13 protein-coding genes are annotated in these 14,738 nt (G+C 62.5%); 9 read left to right on the forward strand and 4 right to left on the reverse strand.

Annotation, left to right across the window (positions count from 1 at the left end; genetic code table 11):
* Positions 1-25: 25 nt before the first annotated feature.
* Positions 26-970, reverse strand: a complete 945-nt coding sequence (locus tag I6L39_RS08825) for a D-2-hydroxyacid dehydrogenase (RefSeq protein WP_209793678.1) — start codon at positions 968-970, stop codon at positions 26-28.
* A gap of 160 nt (positions 971-1,130) precedes the next feature.
* On the opposite strand from I6L39_RS08825, the gene I6L39_RS08830 reads away from it, so the two are divergent.
* Positions 1,131-1,712, forward strand: a complete 582-nt coding sequence (locus I6L39_RS08830) for a YjaG family protein (RefSeq protein WP_042079369.1) — start codon at positions 1,131-1,133, stop codon at positions 1,710-1,712.
* Between the two features lie 60 nt (positions 1,713-1,772).
* Here the strand turns inward: I6L39_RS08830 and I6L39_RS08835 are convergent, their stop codons facing one another.
* Positions 1,773-2,252: a MarR family winged helix-turn-helix transcriptional regulator gene (locus tag I6L39_RS08835; protein WP_041212322.1), complete on the reverse strand. Its 480-nt coding sequence runs from the start codon at positions 2,250-2,252 to the stop codon at positions 1,773-1,775.
* Positions 2,253-2,415: 163 nt separating this feature from the next.
* On the opposite strand from I6L39_RS08835, the gene I6L39_RS08840 reads away from it, so the two are divergent.
* Together I6L39_RS08840 and I6L39_RS08845 are read left to right on the forward strand one after the other, a co-directional pair.
* Positions 2,416-2,943: a hypothetical protein gene (locus I6L39_RS08840; RefSeq protein WP_209793677.1), complete on the forward strand. Its 528-nt coding sequence runs from the start codon at positions 2,416-2,418 to the stop codon at positions 2,941-2,943.
* Between the two features lie 11 nt (positions 2,944-2,954).
* Positions 2,955-4,553, forward strand: coding sequence for a BCCT family transporter (locus I6L39_RS08845; RefSeq protein ID WP_209793676.1), 1,599 nt, complete (start codon positions 2,955-2,957; stop codon positions 4,551-4,553).
* Between the two features lie 78 nt (positions 4,554-4,631).
* On the opposite strand, the gene mutS is transcribed toward I6L39_RS08845, so the two are convergent.
* Both mutS and I6L39_RS08855 read right to left on the reverse strand, forming a co-directional pair.
* Positions 4,632-7,202 (reverse strand): DNA mismatch repair protein MutS, encoded by a 2,571-nt coding sequence (gene mutS / locus I6L39_RS08850; protein WP_216991586.1) that lies wholly within the window; start codon positions 7,200-7,202, stop codon positions 4,632-4,634.
* 248 nt (positions 7,203-7,450) lie between these two features.
* Positions 7,451-7,858: a Spy/CpxP family protein refolding chaperone gene (locus tag I6L39_RS08855; protein ID WP_042079365.1), complete on the reverse strand. Its 408-nt coding sequence runs from the start codon at positions 7,856-7,858 to the stop codon at positions 7,451-7,453.
* 198 nt (positions 7,859-8,056) lie between these two features.
* Between I6L39_RS08855 and pncC the strand changes: the two genes are divergently transcribed.
* The 6 genes from pncC to csrA all read left to right on the forward strand — a co-directional run bounded on the left by pncC (position 8,057) and on the right by csrA (position 14,673).
* On the forward strand, positions 8,057-8,548 hold the full coding sequence (gene pncC / locus I6L39_RS08860) for a nicotinamide-nucleotide amidase (RefSeq protein WP_216991774.1): 492 nt from the start codon (positions 8,057-8,059) through the stop codon (positions 8,546-8,548).
* An 80-nt stretch (positions 8,549-8,628) separates the two neighbouring features.
* Complete coding sequence (gene recA, locus I6L39_RS08865) at positions 8,629-9,693, forward strand: recombinase RecA (RefSeq protein WP_042079364.1); 1,065 nt, start codon at positions 8,629-8,631, stop codon at positions 9,691-9,693.
* Between the two features lie 40 nt (positions 9,694-9,733).
* Positions 9,734-10,234, forward strand: coding sequence for a regulatory protein RecX (locus I6L39_RS08870; RefSeq protein WP_042079363.1), 501 nt, complete (start codon positions 9,734-9,736; stop codon positions 10,232-10,234).
* Positions 10,235-10,502: 268 nt separating this feature from the next.
* Complete coding sequence (gene alaS / locus I6L39_RS08875) at positions 10,503-13,127, forward strand: alanine--tRNA ligase (protein ID WP_216991587.1); 2,625 nt, start codon at positions 10,503-10,505, stop codon at positions 13,125-13,127.
* A 16-nt stretch (positions 13,128-13,143) separates the two neighbouring features.
* A complete protein-coding gene (locus I6L39_RS08880; RefSeq protein WP_216991588.1) occupies positions 13,144-14,391 on the forward strand; it encodes an aspartate kinase in 1,248 nt (415 codons plus the stop codon).
* A 93-nt stretch (positions 14,392-14,484) separates the two neighbouring features.
* A complete protein-coding gene (gene csrA, locus I6L39_RS08885; protein ID WP_005315760.1) occupies positions 14,485-14,673 on the forward strand; it encodes a carbon storage regulator CsrA in 189 nt (62 codons plus the stop codon).
* The last annotated feature ends 65 nt before the right edge of the window (positions 14,674-14,738 follow it).

Here is a 14,738-nt window from a genome sequence, read left to right on the forward strand (position 1 = left end):
GCGGGGCCTTTTTCATGGACCGGGCTCAGTAACCCTTGTCGAAGTCAATCCGGCCATCGAGCTGCTGGCCGTCGATGAAGCGGATGTAGTTGCGGATGAAGATCTGGGCCACATCTTCCGGGAAGCTGTAGGCGCTGTTGTGGGGGGTGATGACGAGATTGGGCTGATGCCAGAGCGGGCTGTCGGCGGGCAGGGGCTCCTGCTCGAACACGTCCAGCACCGCAGTGCCCAGCTTGCCGCTGCGCAATGCCGCCAGCAGGTCGCCTTCGTGCACGGCATTGCCCCGGCCGACGTTGAAGAAGATGGCCCCCGGCTTGCAGTGGTTGAAGCGATCGGCGGTGAACAGGTGACGAGTCTCGCGGGTTGCCGGCAGCACGCTGACGACGACATCGGCCTGGGCCAGCATCTTGTTGAGTGCGGGCAGTTGATACACCTGATCGAACCCTGCACGTTCGCGGCCGCTGTGGCTGATGCCGAGCACCGTCATGCCGAAGTGCTTGCCGGTGTGGGCGATGTGCTGGCCTATGCTGCCGGTGCCGAGCAGCAGCAGGGTCTTGCCCTTGAGCCCCTGATAGGGGTGGCTCTGCCACAGCGTCTGCTGCTGTTGCTCCCGATAGAGCGGCAGCTGGCGGCTGAGGCTGAGCAGGTGGCCGAACACGTATTCGCTCATCAGCGGGCCGAAGATGCCGCGGACATTGGTCAGCAGGTAGTCGCGACGGCAGCTGGCATCCAGCAGCACGTCGACTCCGGCATAGGTGGATTGCAGCCAGACGAGCTTGCCAGCCTTGGCCAGCAGCGGCCTGGCGCGGGCCGGTTCGGCCATCAGGATGTGCGCCTCGCCGATCAGTTTCTCGGCCTCGTTCTGGTTGTCGGCCCGCAGTATGTGCAGATGGGGGAGGTGGGCCGCCTTGAGCAGGCGTTCATAGTGATTGTTGTCCTGGCTGAGCAGAAGCAGGGTACGTTGGCTCATACTCTTGTTCCTTATCGTGTTTACGGCAGGGCTAAGGGGGTACTCTCCCCATCTTACCCCAGTTGATCGGGCAAGAAAGTCGAGTGGGGCGCTTTTTCATTTTCGCCGCGCCCCTCGTGGGCTACAATCTGCCCCACATTTTGCAAAGGACCCGACTCCAGTGTTTGGTGACAAGTTTTATAAGCGACTGGCCGAGCTGCAGCCCTGGCAGCAGACGGTCTACACCCTGGCGCTGGCAGAGCGCATGTACCCCAACTATGCGCTGTTTACCCAGGCCGCCGGCTTCGGGGATGCGAAGGCGTTTCGCCACGCCCTGGATCAGATGTGGAACTACCTGACGGTGAAGGGATCCCGCGTCAATCTGGGCGCCATTCTGGAGGCGTTTGAAGTCTATATTCCCGATCCCCGCAAGTTTGAATCCTACGGCGCCTATCCGGCACTGGATGCCTGCGTGGCGCTGGGCTGCGCCTACAACTCGGTGATCTGCCGGGTGGGCGAGGAGGCGAACGATGCCAGCCACGCGTCCGTGGGGACGGTGGCAGGGTTCATCGACATGCTGGAAGGTCGTGAGCTGAGCGACGAGGAGCTCTACGAGCACGAATACATGGAGGCCGAGCTGGAGTTCCAGGTCGAGCTGCTCAAGCGGGTGGCTCATGAGCGAGACAGCGATCGGATCCTTGCCATTCGCACCTTTGCGGCCCAGGACGGGGTCTCCAACATCGGCATCAGCCTGGAAGAGTGAGCCTTTCGCTCGGTTCCCATAAAAAAAGCTCCCAATGGGAGCTTTTTTTATGCCTGGCGATCAGGCCCGCTCTTCGGTCAGGGGGCGGACGCTCAGCACGGGGGCGGCATCGATGCCGTCGGCGTTCATCATGGCCGAAATGCGCTGCAGTGAGGAGAGCAGCAACCCCTGCTCCCAGTTTTCCAGGGCCTGGAAGCGCTGGATGAAGCTCTCCTGCAGCGGAGTGGGGGCCTGGGCCAGCAGGGCGCGTCCCGCGTCGGTGAGTGTCGCATGGACCTTGCGTTTGTCGGTTTCGCTGCGAATGCGCTGCACCAGTTGACGGCTCTCCAGCCGGTCCATGATGGTGGTCGCGGTGGCCTGGCTCATGTTGGTGTGATCCGCCAGCTGGCGCATGGAGATCTGGCCCAGTTCGTCTATCCCCTTGAGCAGCAGGAGCTGCGGCGACGTCAGTCCGGCCTCCTTGATCAGGCGCTTGGAGTGCATGTCGATGGCACGGATGATCTGGCGCAGGGCGATCAGCACTTCATCATGTTTTTCCATGGGGTCTGGGTCATCGCAGGGCAGTGGAGAGGCGCAAAATTCTCCGCCTAATTCACCACCAGGTCAATATGGTTTTCACTGTAATGATTTATGCTCTAATGAATTTTGTGATAGGTTATTGGGCAATAGCCCCATTAAAACCCGATATTTGAGGAGTGACATCATGAATGACGACCTGGATATCAAGTCCCTGGTTGCCGACCTTCGCGTGGTCAGAGTGCGCTATGAACTGCCTGATACCTCGGCTTTCGTGCGTTATCAACCCGCCTATGACGAGGACCCCAACAACCTCAAGGTACATCACTACGATGGGGAGTTGCCCCTCTCCTGCAGCAACACAGGTTCTTTCAGTCTAAAGGAGTTGGTCAATGAGTTGCGCTACGCCTATGTGCTGGTGCACCTCTTCCCCGACGAGAGTGCCATGCACTTCTACCTCGCCGGCCTCGACAACGGCCTGGCCCAGCTGGAGTTCATCGGCGGCTCCTACGACTTCAACCGCCTCTGGATCACCAGCGGTGTCTCAGGTCTGGGAGTGCCCATGGCCATCTTCCTCGGCAAGCGCCACGCGGTGAACGGCCAGCCTTCGGTCAGCCTGGTGGATCACCGTGAGCAGGCCGCCGGTCGCCTGGTCTATCGCGCCATCGGCGGCGCCGGCGATCACGTGGGCGAAGACTTCTTCAACAACGACTAAAAGGAGGCCAGATGAGAGCAACCAAAGGGCTTTTGAAAGGCCTCAACCCCACCATGGCCATGACGGCCCTCACCGTCGTGACCCTCTTCCTGCTGTTCGGCGTCTTTGATCCGGATACGGCGGGCACCTGGTTTACCGGGGCCAAGGACCACATCATTGCAGGTTTCAAGTGGTACTACATCCTGGTGGTCGCCCTGTTCCTGTTCTTCGCCGTCTACCTGATGTTCAGCCGCTTTGGCAGCATCCGGCTGGGCGACGACGACCAGGTACCGGAGTTTGGCTACTTTGCCTGGTTCTCCATGCTGTTCAGTGCGGGCATGGGCATAGGCCTGGTGTTCTGGAGCATCGCCGAGCCCATGAACCACCTGCAGGGCAACCCCTTCGTCACCGAAGGCATGACGCCGGAAGCGGCCCAGATCGCCATGCGCCTCACCTTCTTCCACTGGGGCCTGCACCCCTGGGCCATCTATGTGATCGTCGGCCTGTCGCTGGCCTTCTTCAGCTATCGGCGCAAGTTGCCACTGGCCATCCGCTCCGTGCTTTATCCCATCCTCGGGGATCGCATCTACGGCTTCTGGGGCCATGCCGCCGACGTGCTGGCGGTGTTCGGCACCGTGTTCGGGGTGGCGACCTCCCTCGGCCTCGGGGTCTCCCAGATGAACACCGGCCTGAACCAGATGTTCGGGATGGAGGTATCCCAGGTGAACCAGCTCTGGCTCATCGGCGGCATCAGCCTGATCGCCACCCTGTCGGCCATCTCCGGTGTCGGGCGCGGGGTGAAGATCCTCTCCGAGCTCAATATCTGGCTCAGCGTCTTCGTGCTCGCGCTCTTCCTGGCGCTGGGGCCCACCACTTACATCCTCAACGCCTATGTGCAGAACATAGGTGACTACCTGCAGAACATCGTCCGTCTGAGTTTCTGGACCAACACAGAGGCCAACGGCACCTCGGCCTGGCAGTCGAGCTGGACGGCGTTTTACTGGGGCTGGTGGATCGCCTGGGCACCCTTTGTCGGCATGTTCATCGCCCGCATCTCCAAGGGGCGCACCATCCGCGAATTCGTGCTCGGTGTCCTGCTGGTGCCCTCCCTGCTCGGCATGCTCTGGCTCACCGTGTTCGGCGGGACTGCCATGAACCTGGAGCTGTTCGGTGGCGGCGGCGTGGTGGAAGCGGTCAACCAGGACGTCACCCTGGCGCTCTACAAGACGGTGGAGCTGCTGCATTGGGAGACCTTCGGCTGGATTGCCAAGGGGGTGCTGACCCTGCTCATCTGCACCTACTTCATCACCTCCAGCGACTCGGGCACGCTGGTGATTACGACGCTGCTCTCCATCGGCGATCAGGATCCTCCCGTGCTGCACCGCGCCATCTGGGGGCTGGGCCAGGGGCTGGTGGCGGCCATCCTGCTGGTCTCCGGCGGCCTGGCCGCCCTGCAGGCCGCCAGCATCATAGCCGCGTTGCCCTTCTCGGTGATCATGCTGGCCATGTGCTACTCCCTGATGCTGGGTCTGAAGCAGGAGAGCCGGCGCCAGTTCGAGTACCGGCAGAACCTCAAGCGCCACGACGGTTCAACCCACATGAGCCTGCTGGAACGCATAGGGCCGGCCTGACGGGTCACGCGCGCCATGTGCAACGAAAAGGGGAACCTCGCGGTTCCCCTTTTTGCATGTCTGAGCGACGGTCGGTGCTTACAGCATCTGCTTGAGGCGATAGAGCAGGTCGAGCGCCTGACGTGGGCTGAGCTCGTCCGGGCGCACCGCTTCCAGCTCATCGACTACCGGATGGCTCTGGGGCGCCATGGCCACCGGGGCCGGGCGAGATTCGCCGGCGGGGGCCAGGGTGGCGCTTTCCAGCTCCGCCAGCTTGTGGCGGGCCTGATGGATCACCGATTTCGGCACCCCCGCCAGCGCCGCCACCTGCAGGCCATAGGAGCGGCTGGCCGCCCCCTCCTGCACCGCGTGCATAAAAGCGATGGTGTCGCCGTGCTCCACCGCATCGAGGTGGACGTTGGCCAGCCCGCTCATCAGCTCCGGCAGCCGGGTCAGTTCGAAGTAGTGGGTGGCGAACAGGGTGTAGGCACCGATCTTGCTCGCCAGCTGTTCGGCGCAGGCCCAGGCCAGCGAGAGGCCGTCGTAGGTGCTGGTGCCGCGGCCGATCTCGTCCATCAGCACCAGACTGCGGGCGGTGGCGTTGTTGAGGATATTGGCGGTCTCGGTCATCTCCACCATAAAGGTGGATCGGCCGGAGGCGAGATCGTCCGACGCTCCGATGCGGGTGAAGATCCGGTCGATGGGGCCGATGCGGGCGCTGTCGGCGGGCACGAAGGCGCCGATATGGGCCAGCAGCACGATGAGCGCGGTCTGGCGCATATAGGTGGATTTACCGCCCATGTTGGGGCCCGTGATGATCAGCATCCGCCGATCCCGCTCCAGCCGGATGGGGTTGGCAATGAAGGGGTCGGTCATCACCTGCTCCACCACCGGATGGCGCCCCGCCTCGATCAGGATCTGATCCTCGTCGATGAGGGTCGGGCAGCGGTAGTCTAGGGTCTCGGCCCGCTCCGCTAGGTTCGCCAGCACGTCCAGCTCCGCCAGGGCGGCGGCGGACTCCTGCAACTCGCCAAGGTGGGGCAGCAGGGCATCGAGCAGTTCCTCGTAGAGGCGCTTCTCCAGCGCCAGCGCCTGGGCCTGGGCGGTGAGCACCTTGTCCTCGTATTTCTTGAGCTCATCGATGATGTAGCGCTCGTTGTTCTTGAGGGTCTGGCGGCGGATGTAGTGGGCCGGCACCAGGTGGCTGTTGGCGCGGCTCACCTCGATGTAGAAACCGTGCACCTTGTTGTAGCCCACCTTGAGGGTGTTGATGCCGGTCAGCAGCCGCTCGCGCTCCTCGATGCGGGCCAGGCTGGCGGTGGCGCCGTTGGCCAGATCCCGCAGCTCGTCCAGCTCGGCGTTGAACCCTTCACGGATGACGCCGCCATCGCGGATCAGCACGGGCGGCACCTCCATCACGGCGCGCTCCAGCAGGTCATGCAGCTCGGGGAAGGTGCTGGCCCGCTCGCGCAGTTGCTGCACCGCCTCGTGCTCGCTGCCCGCCAGCAGGCTCTGCAGCTCCGGCAACTGGGCGAAGGCCTGACGCAGACGAGTCAGATCGCGCGGGCGGGCCGAGCGCAGGGCCAGGCGCGCCAACACCCGCTCCACGTCGCCGACCTGGCGCAGCAATCCGCCCAGCTCGTCGTAGAGGTTCTGCTCGATAAGCTCCTTGATGGTGCTCTGGCGGCCTTTGAGGATCACCCGATCGCGGATCGGCTGGTGGATCCAGCGCTTGAGCAGTCGGCTGCCCATGGGGGTGGCGGTGCAGTCGAGCACGGCGGAGAGGGTGTTGTCGTGACCGCCGGCCAGATTCTGGGTCAGCTCTAGGTTGCGGCGGGTGGCGGCATCCATGATGACCGCATGATCGGGCTGCTCGAGGCGCACGCCGCGGATGTGGGGCAGGGCGGTGCGCTGGGTATCTTTCACGTACTGCATCAGGCAGCCGGCGGCGCACAGGGCGGTCTCGCTCTGCTCGACGCCAAAGCCCACCAGATCCTGGGTGCCGAACTGCTGGCAGAGCAGCTTGCGGGCGGTGCCAAGCTCAAACTCCCACTCCGGGCGGCGGCGCAGACCGCGGCGACCCTCGACATGGTGCAGGAAGGCGAAGGATTCGGGGTAGAGGAGCTCGGCCGGATTGGTGCGTTGCAGCTCGGCCAGCAGGGTCTCTTCTTTCTCGAACTGGTTGATGAAGAAGCGGCCGGAGCCGATATCCAGGGTGCCGTAACCGAAGCGGCGGCCATCGTGGTAGACGGCGGCGATCAGGTTGTCCTGCCGCTCGCTGAGCAGCGCCTCGTCGGAGACGGTGCCCGGGGTGATGATGCGAATGACCTTGCGCTCCACCGGCCCCTTGCTGGTGGCGGGATCCCCCACCTGTTCGCAGATGGCGGCAGATTCACCGAGCTGCACCAGCTTGGCCAGATAACCCTCGATGGCGTGATAGGGCACCCCGGCCATGGGGATGGGGCTGCCGGCCGACTGGCCGCGCTTGGTCAGGGAGATGTCGAGCAGCTGGGAGGCCTTGCGGGCATCGTCATAAAACAGCTCGTAGAAGTCGCCCATCCGGTAGAACAGCAGGATCTCCGGGTTCTCGGCCTTGAGGGTCAGGTACTGCTGCATCATGGGGGTGTGGGCGCTGAGGGCTGCGCCTGGCGCCTGGTATTGTGCTGTCATGTGCTATTCCAGAAGGTGTTCTTGCGGGCAAGCCTGTGCCGCAATGGTCTGAATCTGGGGGCCATTCTACATGGTCGGGCCGGGATGGTGAGGGGTTATCTCGGTTTTGGGGGGCGGATTTTGCGACATGCCGGGTGCCGTGAAGAAGGGATCTGATGAGGCGCCGGGGGATGCGGTCAAGAGTGTGCGGGTCATGGAAGAAAGCAAAATCCCCGCCTTGACGCGGGGATTCTGGTCAGGGCAAGGACTCAGTACATGGCCTCGCTGCCGGTCAGCATCTCGTGCAGCTTGGCTTTCTGCTCGGCGGTCAGCACCTTGCTCACCTCGAACAGGTAGTGGGCGCGGTAGTAGCGGGCCTGCGCCTGTACGTCGCTGATGGTCTGCAACTGCTTCTTGGCCGCCGCCTCGTCCCACTTGCCGGACTTGATCATGTTGACGATCACGTCCTGGCCGATGGCGTCGAGCTTGACCGAACTCAGCTCCTTGGTCGCCTGTTCGCGCAGTCCCTTGATCTGTTCCACCTGGGCGCTGGACAGGTTCAGCTCCTGTGCCAGGGTGGTTTCGCTCTGCAGCTCGGCGTTGCTCTCGGTGGCGAAGGCACTGGTGGCGATGCACATTGCCAGGGCTGTCATGGCGACTTTGAACGGATGCTTCATCTGACTTTCTCCTTGTTCTCATCGGATAGAAACCGCACGCATGGCGGTGCCTGCTGATTATAGGGAGCCCCCATGTACTGGAGCTTAAGCGGTGACAACTTGCTGACGCAGCCTGCCCCCGGTCGGTTGCCCGGGGGGCAGGGCAATTGCATAATGAGCGCCATATTTCGCCCGAGAGGGCCAGCGGAGGGCACTATGATGGGACTTGAGACGGAGATAGCCCGGTTATCCCAGGAACTGGGGGACGCCCTGATGGCGCGAGGCTGGCTGGCCGCCACGGCGGAGTCCTGTACCGGGGGCGGCGTCGCCACCGCCATCACGGATATCGCCGGCAGCTCGTCCTGGTTCGATCGCGGCTTTGTGACTTACACCAACGAGGCCAAGCAGCAGATGCTGGGGGTCAGCATCGACAGCCTGCTGCGCCACGGCGCCGTCAGCGAGGCCGTGGTGCTGGAGATGACCCGGGGCTGTCTGGCCCGCTCGGATGCGGGGATCTGCGTGGCCGTCAGCGGCATCGCCGGGCCAGGTGGCGGCAGCGACGAGAAACCGGTCGGCACCGTCTGGTTCGCCTGGGCGGATCGCACCGGCCGTCACCACTCCCTGCTCGCCCGGTTCGACGGGGATCGCCATCAGGTTCGCCAGCAGGCGGTCAGACAGGCCCTGTCCGGACTCCTGGCCCTGCTCAAATAAATTGGGCTTGATACTGTATGCATAAACAGTATACTTAGCCCAACTTCACTTCTTATTCACGATTCCCAGCGGAGATTGGCATGGATCAGAACAAACAGAAGGCACTGGCGGCTGCGCTGGGCCAGATCGAAAAGCAGTTTGGCAAAGGCTCCATCATGCGTCTGGGCGACAGCAAGACCATGGACATCGAAGCCATCTCCACCGGCTCCCTCTCCCTGGACGTGGCGCTCGGGATCGGCGGTCTGCCGTGCGGTCGCATCGTCGAGATCTATGGCCCGGAATCTTCCGGCAAGACCACGCTGACCCTGCAGGTGATCGCCGAGGCCCAGCGCAAGGGCAAGACCTGCGCCTTCGTCGATGCGGAGCACGCGCTGGATCCCATCTATGCCGCCAAGCTGGGCGTTAACGTCGATGACCTGCTGATCTCCCAGCCGGATACCGGCGAGCAGGCCCTGGAGATCTGCGACATGCTGGTGCGCTCCAACGCCGTCGACGTCATCATCGTCGACTCCGTGGCCGCCCTGACCCCGAAAGCGGAAATCGAGGGCGAGATGGGGGACTCCCACGTCGGCCTGCAGGCCCGCCTGATGTCCCAGGCCCTGCGCAAGCTGACCGCCAACATCAAGAACGCGAACTGCCTGTGCATCTTCATCAACCAGATCCGGATGAAGATCGGCGTCATGTTTGGCAGCCCGGAGACCACCACGGGTGGTAACGCCCTCAAGTTCTATGCCTCCGTTCGCCTCGACATCCGCCGTACCGGCGCCATCAAGGAAGGGGACGAAGTGGTCGGCAACGAGACCCGCGTCAAGGTGGTCAAGAACAAGGTGGCCCCACCCTTCAAGCAGGCCGAGTTCCAGATCTTCTACGGTGCCGGCATCTCCAAGGAAGGCGAATTGGTGGACCTGGGCGTCAAGCACAAGCTGATCGACAAAGCCGGTGCCTGGTACAGCTACAACGGCGAGAAGATCGGCCAGGGCAAGGCCAACGTGATGAAGCTGTTCTCCGAGAACAAGGCGCTGGCCGCCGAGGTTGAAGCCAAGCTGCGCGAGCTGCTGCTCTCCGGTGCCGCTCCTGTGGAAGAGAAGGCTCCCGCTGCCGAGTACGACGAGTACGAAGCCGAAAACGAACAAGAGTTCGAATAAGGAACAGGAAAGGCCGGGTGGATACCCGGCCTTGTCATTTATGGTTGATGAATCCGTTACCGAGCCGGTCGAACCGACCTTTGAAGAGCAATTGGCGGCCGCCCGTGCCTATGCCATGCGCAGCCTGGCCCGACGGGAGAGCGCCGAGTCTGAACTGGCCAGGCGCCTGCGTCAGCAGGGCTACCAGGAAGAGGTGATCGAGGCGGTGCTCGACTACTGCCGCGGTTACAACTGGGTCAATGACGAGCGCTATGGCGCCATGGCGGTGCGGGCCGGTGCCGCCAAGGGACAGGGCCCCCTCAAGATCCGCTTCGACCTGCGCCGCAAGGGGCTGGACGATGGCCAGATCGATGCTGCCTTCGAGCAGCCCGAGCTGGATTGGTTCGAACTGGCGTTCGCCCTGCTCGAGCGGCGTGCCAGCGTCGCCGAACTGGATGACTTCAAGCTGCGGATGAAGTGGCTCAAGTATCTGCTTGGGCGGGGCTTTACCCAGGATCAGGCGCGTTATGCCATCTCTGCCATGCAGCAGGGGAGCGAATGAAGGGCTAGTCCTGGTTAGGGGGGAGCCTGTGTCCCGTGAAGAAGGGAGAGGGCATTTTCCCTGTTTTATCCTGTCTCTGATGACAAGGGGGCCATGATCCGCCACCCAGCCGACTCCCCTCACCGCCTGCTCCTGTCTGGCGTGCTGCCGCAGTCCCGAACCTTGGGGGCTTTTTCACCCGCGACGGGCCCGCGCGTTTTACTTTACCCGGCAGAAAACTTACATTAATGCGGTTAAAAGTCCGTATTCGAATCAAGCAGGATTTTCCATGTATATGTCCACGTCAGAGATACGCGCCGCGTTTCTCGAGTATTTCCGCACCCAGGGGCACCAGGTTGTCTCTTCCAGCTCGCTGGTACCGCACAATGACCCGACCCTGCTGTTCACCAACGCAGGGATGAACCAGTTCAAGGACGTGTTCCTTGGCGCCGACAAGCGTGCCTACAATCGCGCCACCACGGCCCAGCGCTGCGTGCGGGCCGGCGGCAAGCACAACGACCTGGAAAACGTCGGCTATACCGCGCGTCACCACACCTTCTTCGAAATGCTGGGCAACTTCAGCTTCGGTGACTACTTCAAGCAGGACGCCATTCGTTTTGCCTGGGAATTCCTGACCGGTACCCTCAAGCTGCCCAAAGAGCGCCTGCTGGTGACCGTGTATGAGACGGACGACGAAGCTTTCAACATCTGGGCCAACGAGATCGGCGTACCGACCGATCGCATCGTGCGCATCGGTGACAACAAGGGGGCCGCCTTTGCATCCGATAACTTCTGGCAGATGGGTGATACCGGTCCTTGCGGCCCCTGCACCGAGATCTTCTATGACCACGGCGACCACATCTGGGGCGGCCCTCCCGGTTCCCCGGAAGAAGATGGTGACCGTTATATCGAGATCTGGAACGTGGTCTTCATGCAGTTCAACCGTCAGGCTGACGGCACCATGGAGCCGCTGCCCCGTCCGTCCGTGGACACCGGCATGGGGCTGGAGCGTATCTCCGCCATCATGCAGGGGGTGCACTCCAACTACGAGATCGACATCTTCCAGGCGCTGATCAAGAAGGCGGCCGAGATCGTCGGCACCACGGATCTGAGCAACCAGTCCCTGCGCGTCATCGCGGATCACATCCGCTCCTGCGCCTTCCTGGTGGCTGATGGCGTGATGCCCTCCAACGAGGGCCGTGGCTATGTGCTGCGCCGCATCATTCGCCGTGCCGTGCGTCATGGCCGCAAGCTGGGGGCCACCGAGATCTTCTTCTACAAGCTGGCCGCCGAGCTGGCGGTGCAGATGAAGGACGTGGCTGCCGAACTCATCGCCCAGCTGCCGCTGGTCGAGCGCGTGCTGCGCATCGAGGAGGAGCAGTTCGTCCGCACCCTGGACCGCGGCCTGCTGCTGCTGGAAGACGTGCTGGCGAACCTCGGCGATGCCAAGGTGATTCCGGGGGAGGTGGTGTTCAAGCTGTATGACACCTATGGCTTCCCGGCGGACCTCACCGCCGATGTGGTACGTGAGCGCGAGATCGGTATCGACGAGGAAGGCTTCAAGGCCGAGATGGAGAAGCAGCGCGCCCGCGCGAAAGAGGCCTCCAGCTTCGGCGTGAACTACAACGACGTCCTGAAGATCGACTTCGAGACCCCGTTCACCGGTTACAAGCATCTCAGTGAAAAGACGACTGTGGTCGGCATCTACAAGGATGGCGTCGAGGTGAACGGTCTCATCGCCGGTGAAGAGGCCGTGGTGGTACTGGCCGAGACCCCCTTCTACGCCGAGTCCGGTGGTCAGGTGGGCGACAGCGGCATTCTGAAAGTGGATGACGGCATCTTCGCCGTGACCGACACCCAGAAAGCGGGCAAGGCCATCATCCACAAGGGCTATCTGGAACTGGGTACCCTGGAGAAGGGCGCCGAGGTGGAAGCCGTGGTCGACGGGGATCGCCGTCAGGCCATCGCCCTGAACCACTCGGTCACTCACCTGCTGCACGCCGCCCTGCGTCAGGCGCTGGGGGACCACGTGACCCAGAAAGGCTCACTGGTCGGGGCCGAGCGCATGCGCTTCGACTTCTCCCACTTCGAAGGCCTGACCATGGCCACCATTCGCCGGGTCGAGGAGCTGGTCAATGCCCAGATCCGGGCCAACCACGACGTCAGCACCGAGCTGATGGACCTGGAAGCCGCCAAGTCGGCGGGCGCCATGGCCCTGTTTGGCGAGAAGTATGAAGATGACGTGCGCGTGGTGCGCATGGGGGATTACTCCACCGAGCTGTGCGGCGGCACCCATGCCAAGCGCACCGGCGACATCGGCTTCTTCAAGATCATCGCCGAGAGCGGCATCGCCGCCGGTGTGCGTCGTATCGAGGCGGTCACCGGCAAGGGTGCCATCGATTTCATGCACCAGCTGGGGGAGCAGATCGAAGAGGCGGCCGCCCTGGTGAAGGGGGATCAGTTCTCCATCGCTGACAAGGTGCGCCAGATGATGGACAAGGCCAAGCTGATGGAGCGCGAGCTGGAACAGCTCAAAGCCAAGCTGGCGGCCCAGGCTGGTAGCGACCTGCTGGGCCAGGTGATCGAGATCAAGGGTCAGAAGGTGCTGATTGCGGCGCTGGAAGGGGCCGATCCCAAGTCCCTCCGCGGCATGCTGGACGAGCTGAAGAACCAGATGAAGTCCGGTGTCGTACTGCTGGCAACCAGCAGCGATGACAAGGTCAACCTGATCGCCGGCGTCACCAGCGATCTGACCGCCAAGGTCAAGGCCGGCGAGCTGGTCAATCTGGTGGCCCAGCAGGTGGGTGGCAAGGGCGGTGGTCGTCCTGACATGGCGCAGGCGGGGGGAACCCAGCCCGAGGCGGTGCCGGCGGCCCTGCAATCCGTTCACTCCTGGCTGGAAGAGCGCCTGTAATCGGGCGAGGTGATCTGTGGCACTCTATGTACAGAAGTACGGCGGCACCTCGGTCGGCACGCTGGAGCGGATCGAGGCGGTAGCTGATCGCGTTCAGCTGAGCCGCGCCCAGGGGCATGACGTGGTGGTGGTGGTCTCCGCCATGTCGGGCGAAACAAACCGGTTGCTGGGCATGGCCCAGCAGCTGGATCAGGATGCCAACCGGCGCGAGATGGATGTGCTGGTCTCCACCGGTGAGCAGGTCACCATAGCGCTGCTGGCCATCGCGTTGAACAAACGGGGTTGTTCGGCGGTCTCGATGACCGGTGATCAGGTTCGCATCCACACCGATTCCGCCCATGGCAAGGCGCGCATCACCCACATCGACACCGAGCAGGTTCAGGCCGAGCTGGGTGCGGGCAGGGTGGTGGTGATCGCCGGCTTCCAGGGTCGTGATGAGCACAATGCCATCACTACCCTGGGACGGGGCGGGTCGGACACCACGGCGGTTGCCGTGGCGGCAGCCATCAAGGCCGATGAATGCCAGATCTTTACCGATGTGGATGGGGTCTATACCACGGATCCGCGCATCGAGCCCAAGGCACGCCGCCTCTCCACCATCACCTTCGAGGAGATGCTGGAGATGGCGAGTCTGGGGGCCAAGGTGCTGCAGATCCGTTCGGTGGAATTCGCGGGCAAGTACCGCGTACCGCTGCGGGTGCTGTCGAGTTTTGTCGACGGAGAGGGAACCTTAATCACATATGGAGGTGAGAGGATGGAAGCACCCCTGGTATCCGGCATTGCGTTCAATCGCAACGAGGCCAGCCTGACCATTCTGGGTGTGCCGGACAGGCCGACGGTGGCCGCGCAGATCCTGAATCCGATCAGCGACGCCAACATAGATGTCGACATGATAGTGCAGAACACCATGGGGGATGGCACCGCCGACTTCACCTTCACGGTGAATCGCGATGACTATCGCCGGGCCCGCGCCCTGCTGGAGCAGACCGCCACCGAACTGGGGGCCGCCTGTGTGCAGGGCAACGGGGAGATCGCCAAGGTCTCCATCGTCGGGGTCGGCATGTGGAATCATCCCGGCGTCGCGCGCACCATGTTCAAGGTATTGGGCGAGGAGGGGATCAACATGCAGTTGATCTCCACCTCTGAAATCAAGATATCCGTGGTGATTGACGAGAAGTACCTGGAGCTGGCCGTGCGGTCGTTGCACTCGGCCTTCGGGCTGGATAATGAGCCTCATGAGCAGCCCTTGGGGAACAATCCCTGATTGATTTAGTTTCAACCATTTACCATATCGGTATCTTTGTAAGATAATGGCGCATATCGATATAAATACAAAACAGGATACAGGAGCAAGCGAATGCTTATTTTGACTCGTCGTGTAGGGGAAACCCTGATGATCGGTGACGAAGTGACTGTCACCGTGCTGGGCGTTAAGGGTAACCAGGTTCGTATCGGTGTGAATGCACCCAAAGAGGTCTCCGTGCATCGCGAAGAGATCTATATGCGGATACAGGCCGAGAAAGTCCCGGGCCAACCAAATTTCTAAGCCGTCTGATCGACAGCTGCCAAGGCGACATCCCAGGTGTCGCCTTTTGTTTTTCCGGGCCTTGC

Source organism: Aeromonas sp. FDAARGOS 1409, from assembly GCF_019048705.1.
Taxonomy (GTDB): domain Bacteria; phylum Pseudomonadota; class Gammaproteobacteria; order Enterobacterales; family Aeromonadaceae; genus Aeromonas; species Aeromonas sanarellii.

What these genes read in the sequence shown, in the direction of transcription:
- I6L39_RS08825 (WP_209793678.1), bottom strand. Translation starts at nt 970, where the DNA reads ATGAGCCAACGTACCCTGCTTCTGCTCAGCCAGGACAACAATCACTAT.
- I6L39_RS08835 (WP_041212322.1), bottom strand. Translation starts at nt 2,252, where the DNA reads ATGGAAAAACATGATGAAGTGCTGATCGCCCTGCGCCAGATCATCCGT.
- I6L39_RS08840 (WP_209793677.1), top strand. Translation starts at nt 2,416, where the DNA reads ATGAATGACGACCTGGATATCAAGTCCCTGGTTGCCGACCTTCGCGTG.
- I6L39_RS08845 (WP_209793676.1), top strand. Translation starts at nt 2,955, where the DNA reads ATGAGAGCAACCAAAGGGCTTTTGAAAGGCCTCAACCCCACCATGGCC.
- mutS (WP_216991586.1), bottom strand. Translation starts at nt 7,202, where the DNA reads ATGACAGCACAATACCAGGCGCCAGGCGCAGCCCTCAGCGCCCACACC.
- I6L39_RS08855 (WP_042079365.1), bottom strand. Translation starts at nt 7,858, where the DNA reads ATGAAGCATCCGTTCAAAGTCGCCATGACAGCCCTGGCAATGTGCATC.
- pncC (WP_216991774.1), top strand. Translation starts at nt 8,057, where the DNA reads ATGGGACTTGAGACGGAGATAGCCCGGTTATCCCAGGAACTGGGGGAC.
- recA (WP_042079364.1), top strand. Translation starts at nt 8,629, where the DNA reads ATGGATCAGAACAAACAGAAGGCACTGGCGGCTGCGCTGGGCCAGATC.
- I6L39_RS08870 (WP_042079363.1), top strand. Translation starts at nt 9,734, where the DNA reads ATGGTTGATGAATCCGTTACCGAGCCGGTCGAACCGACCTTTGAAGAG.
- alaS (WP_216991587.1), top strand. Translation starts at nt 10,503, where the DNA reads ATGTATATGTCCACGTCAGAGATACGCGCCGCGTTTCTCGAGTATTTC.
- csrA (WP_005315760.1), top strand. Translation starts at nt 14,485, where the DNA reads ATGCTTATTTTGACTCGTCGTGTAGGGGAAACCCTGATGATCGGTGAC.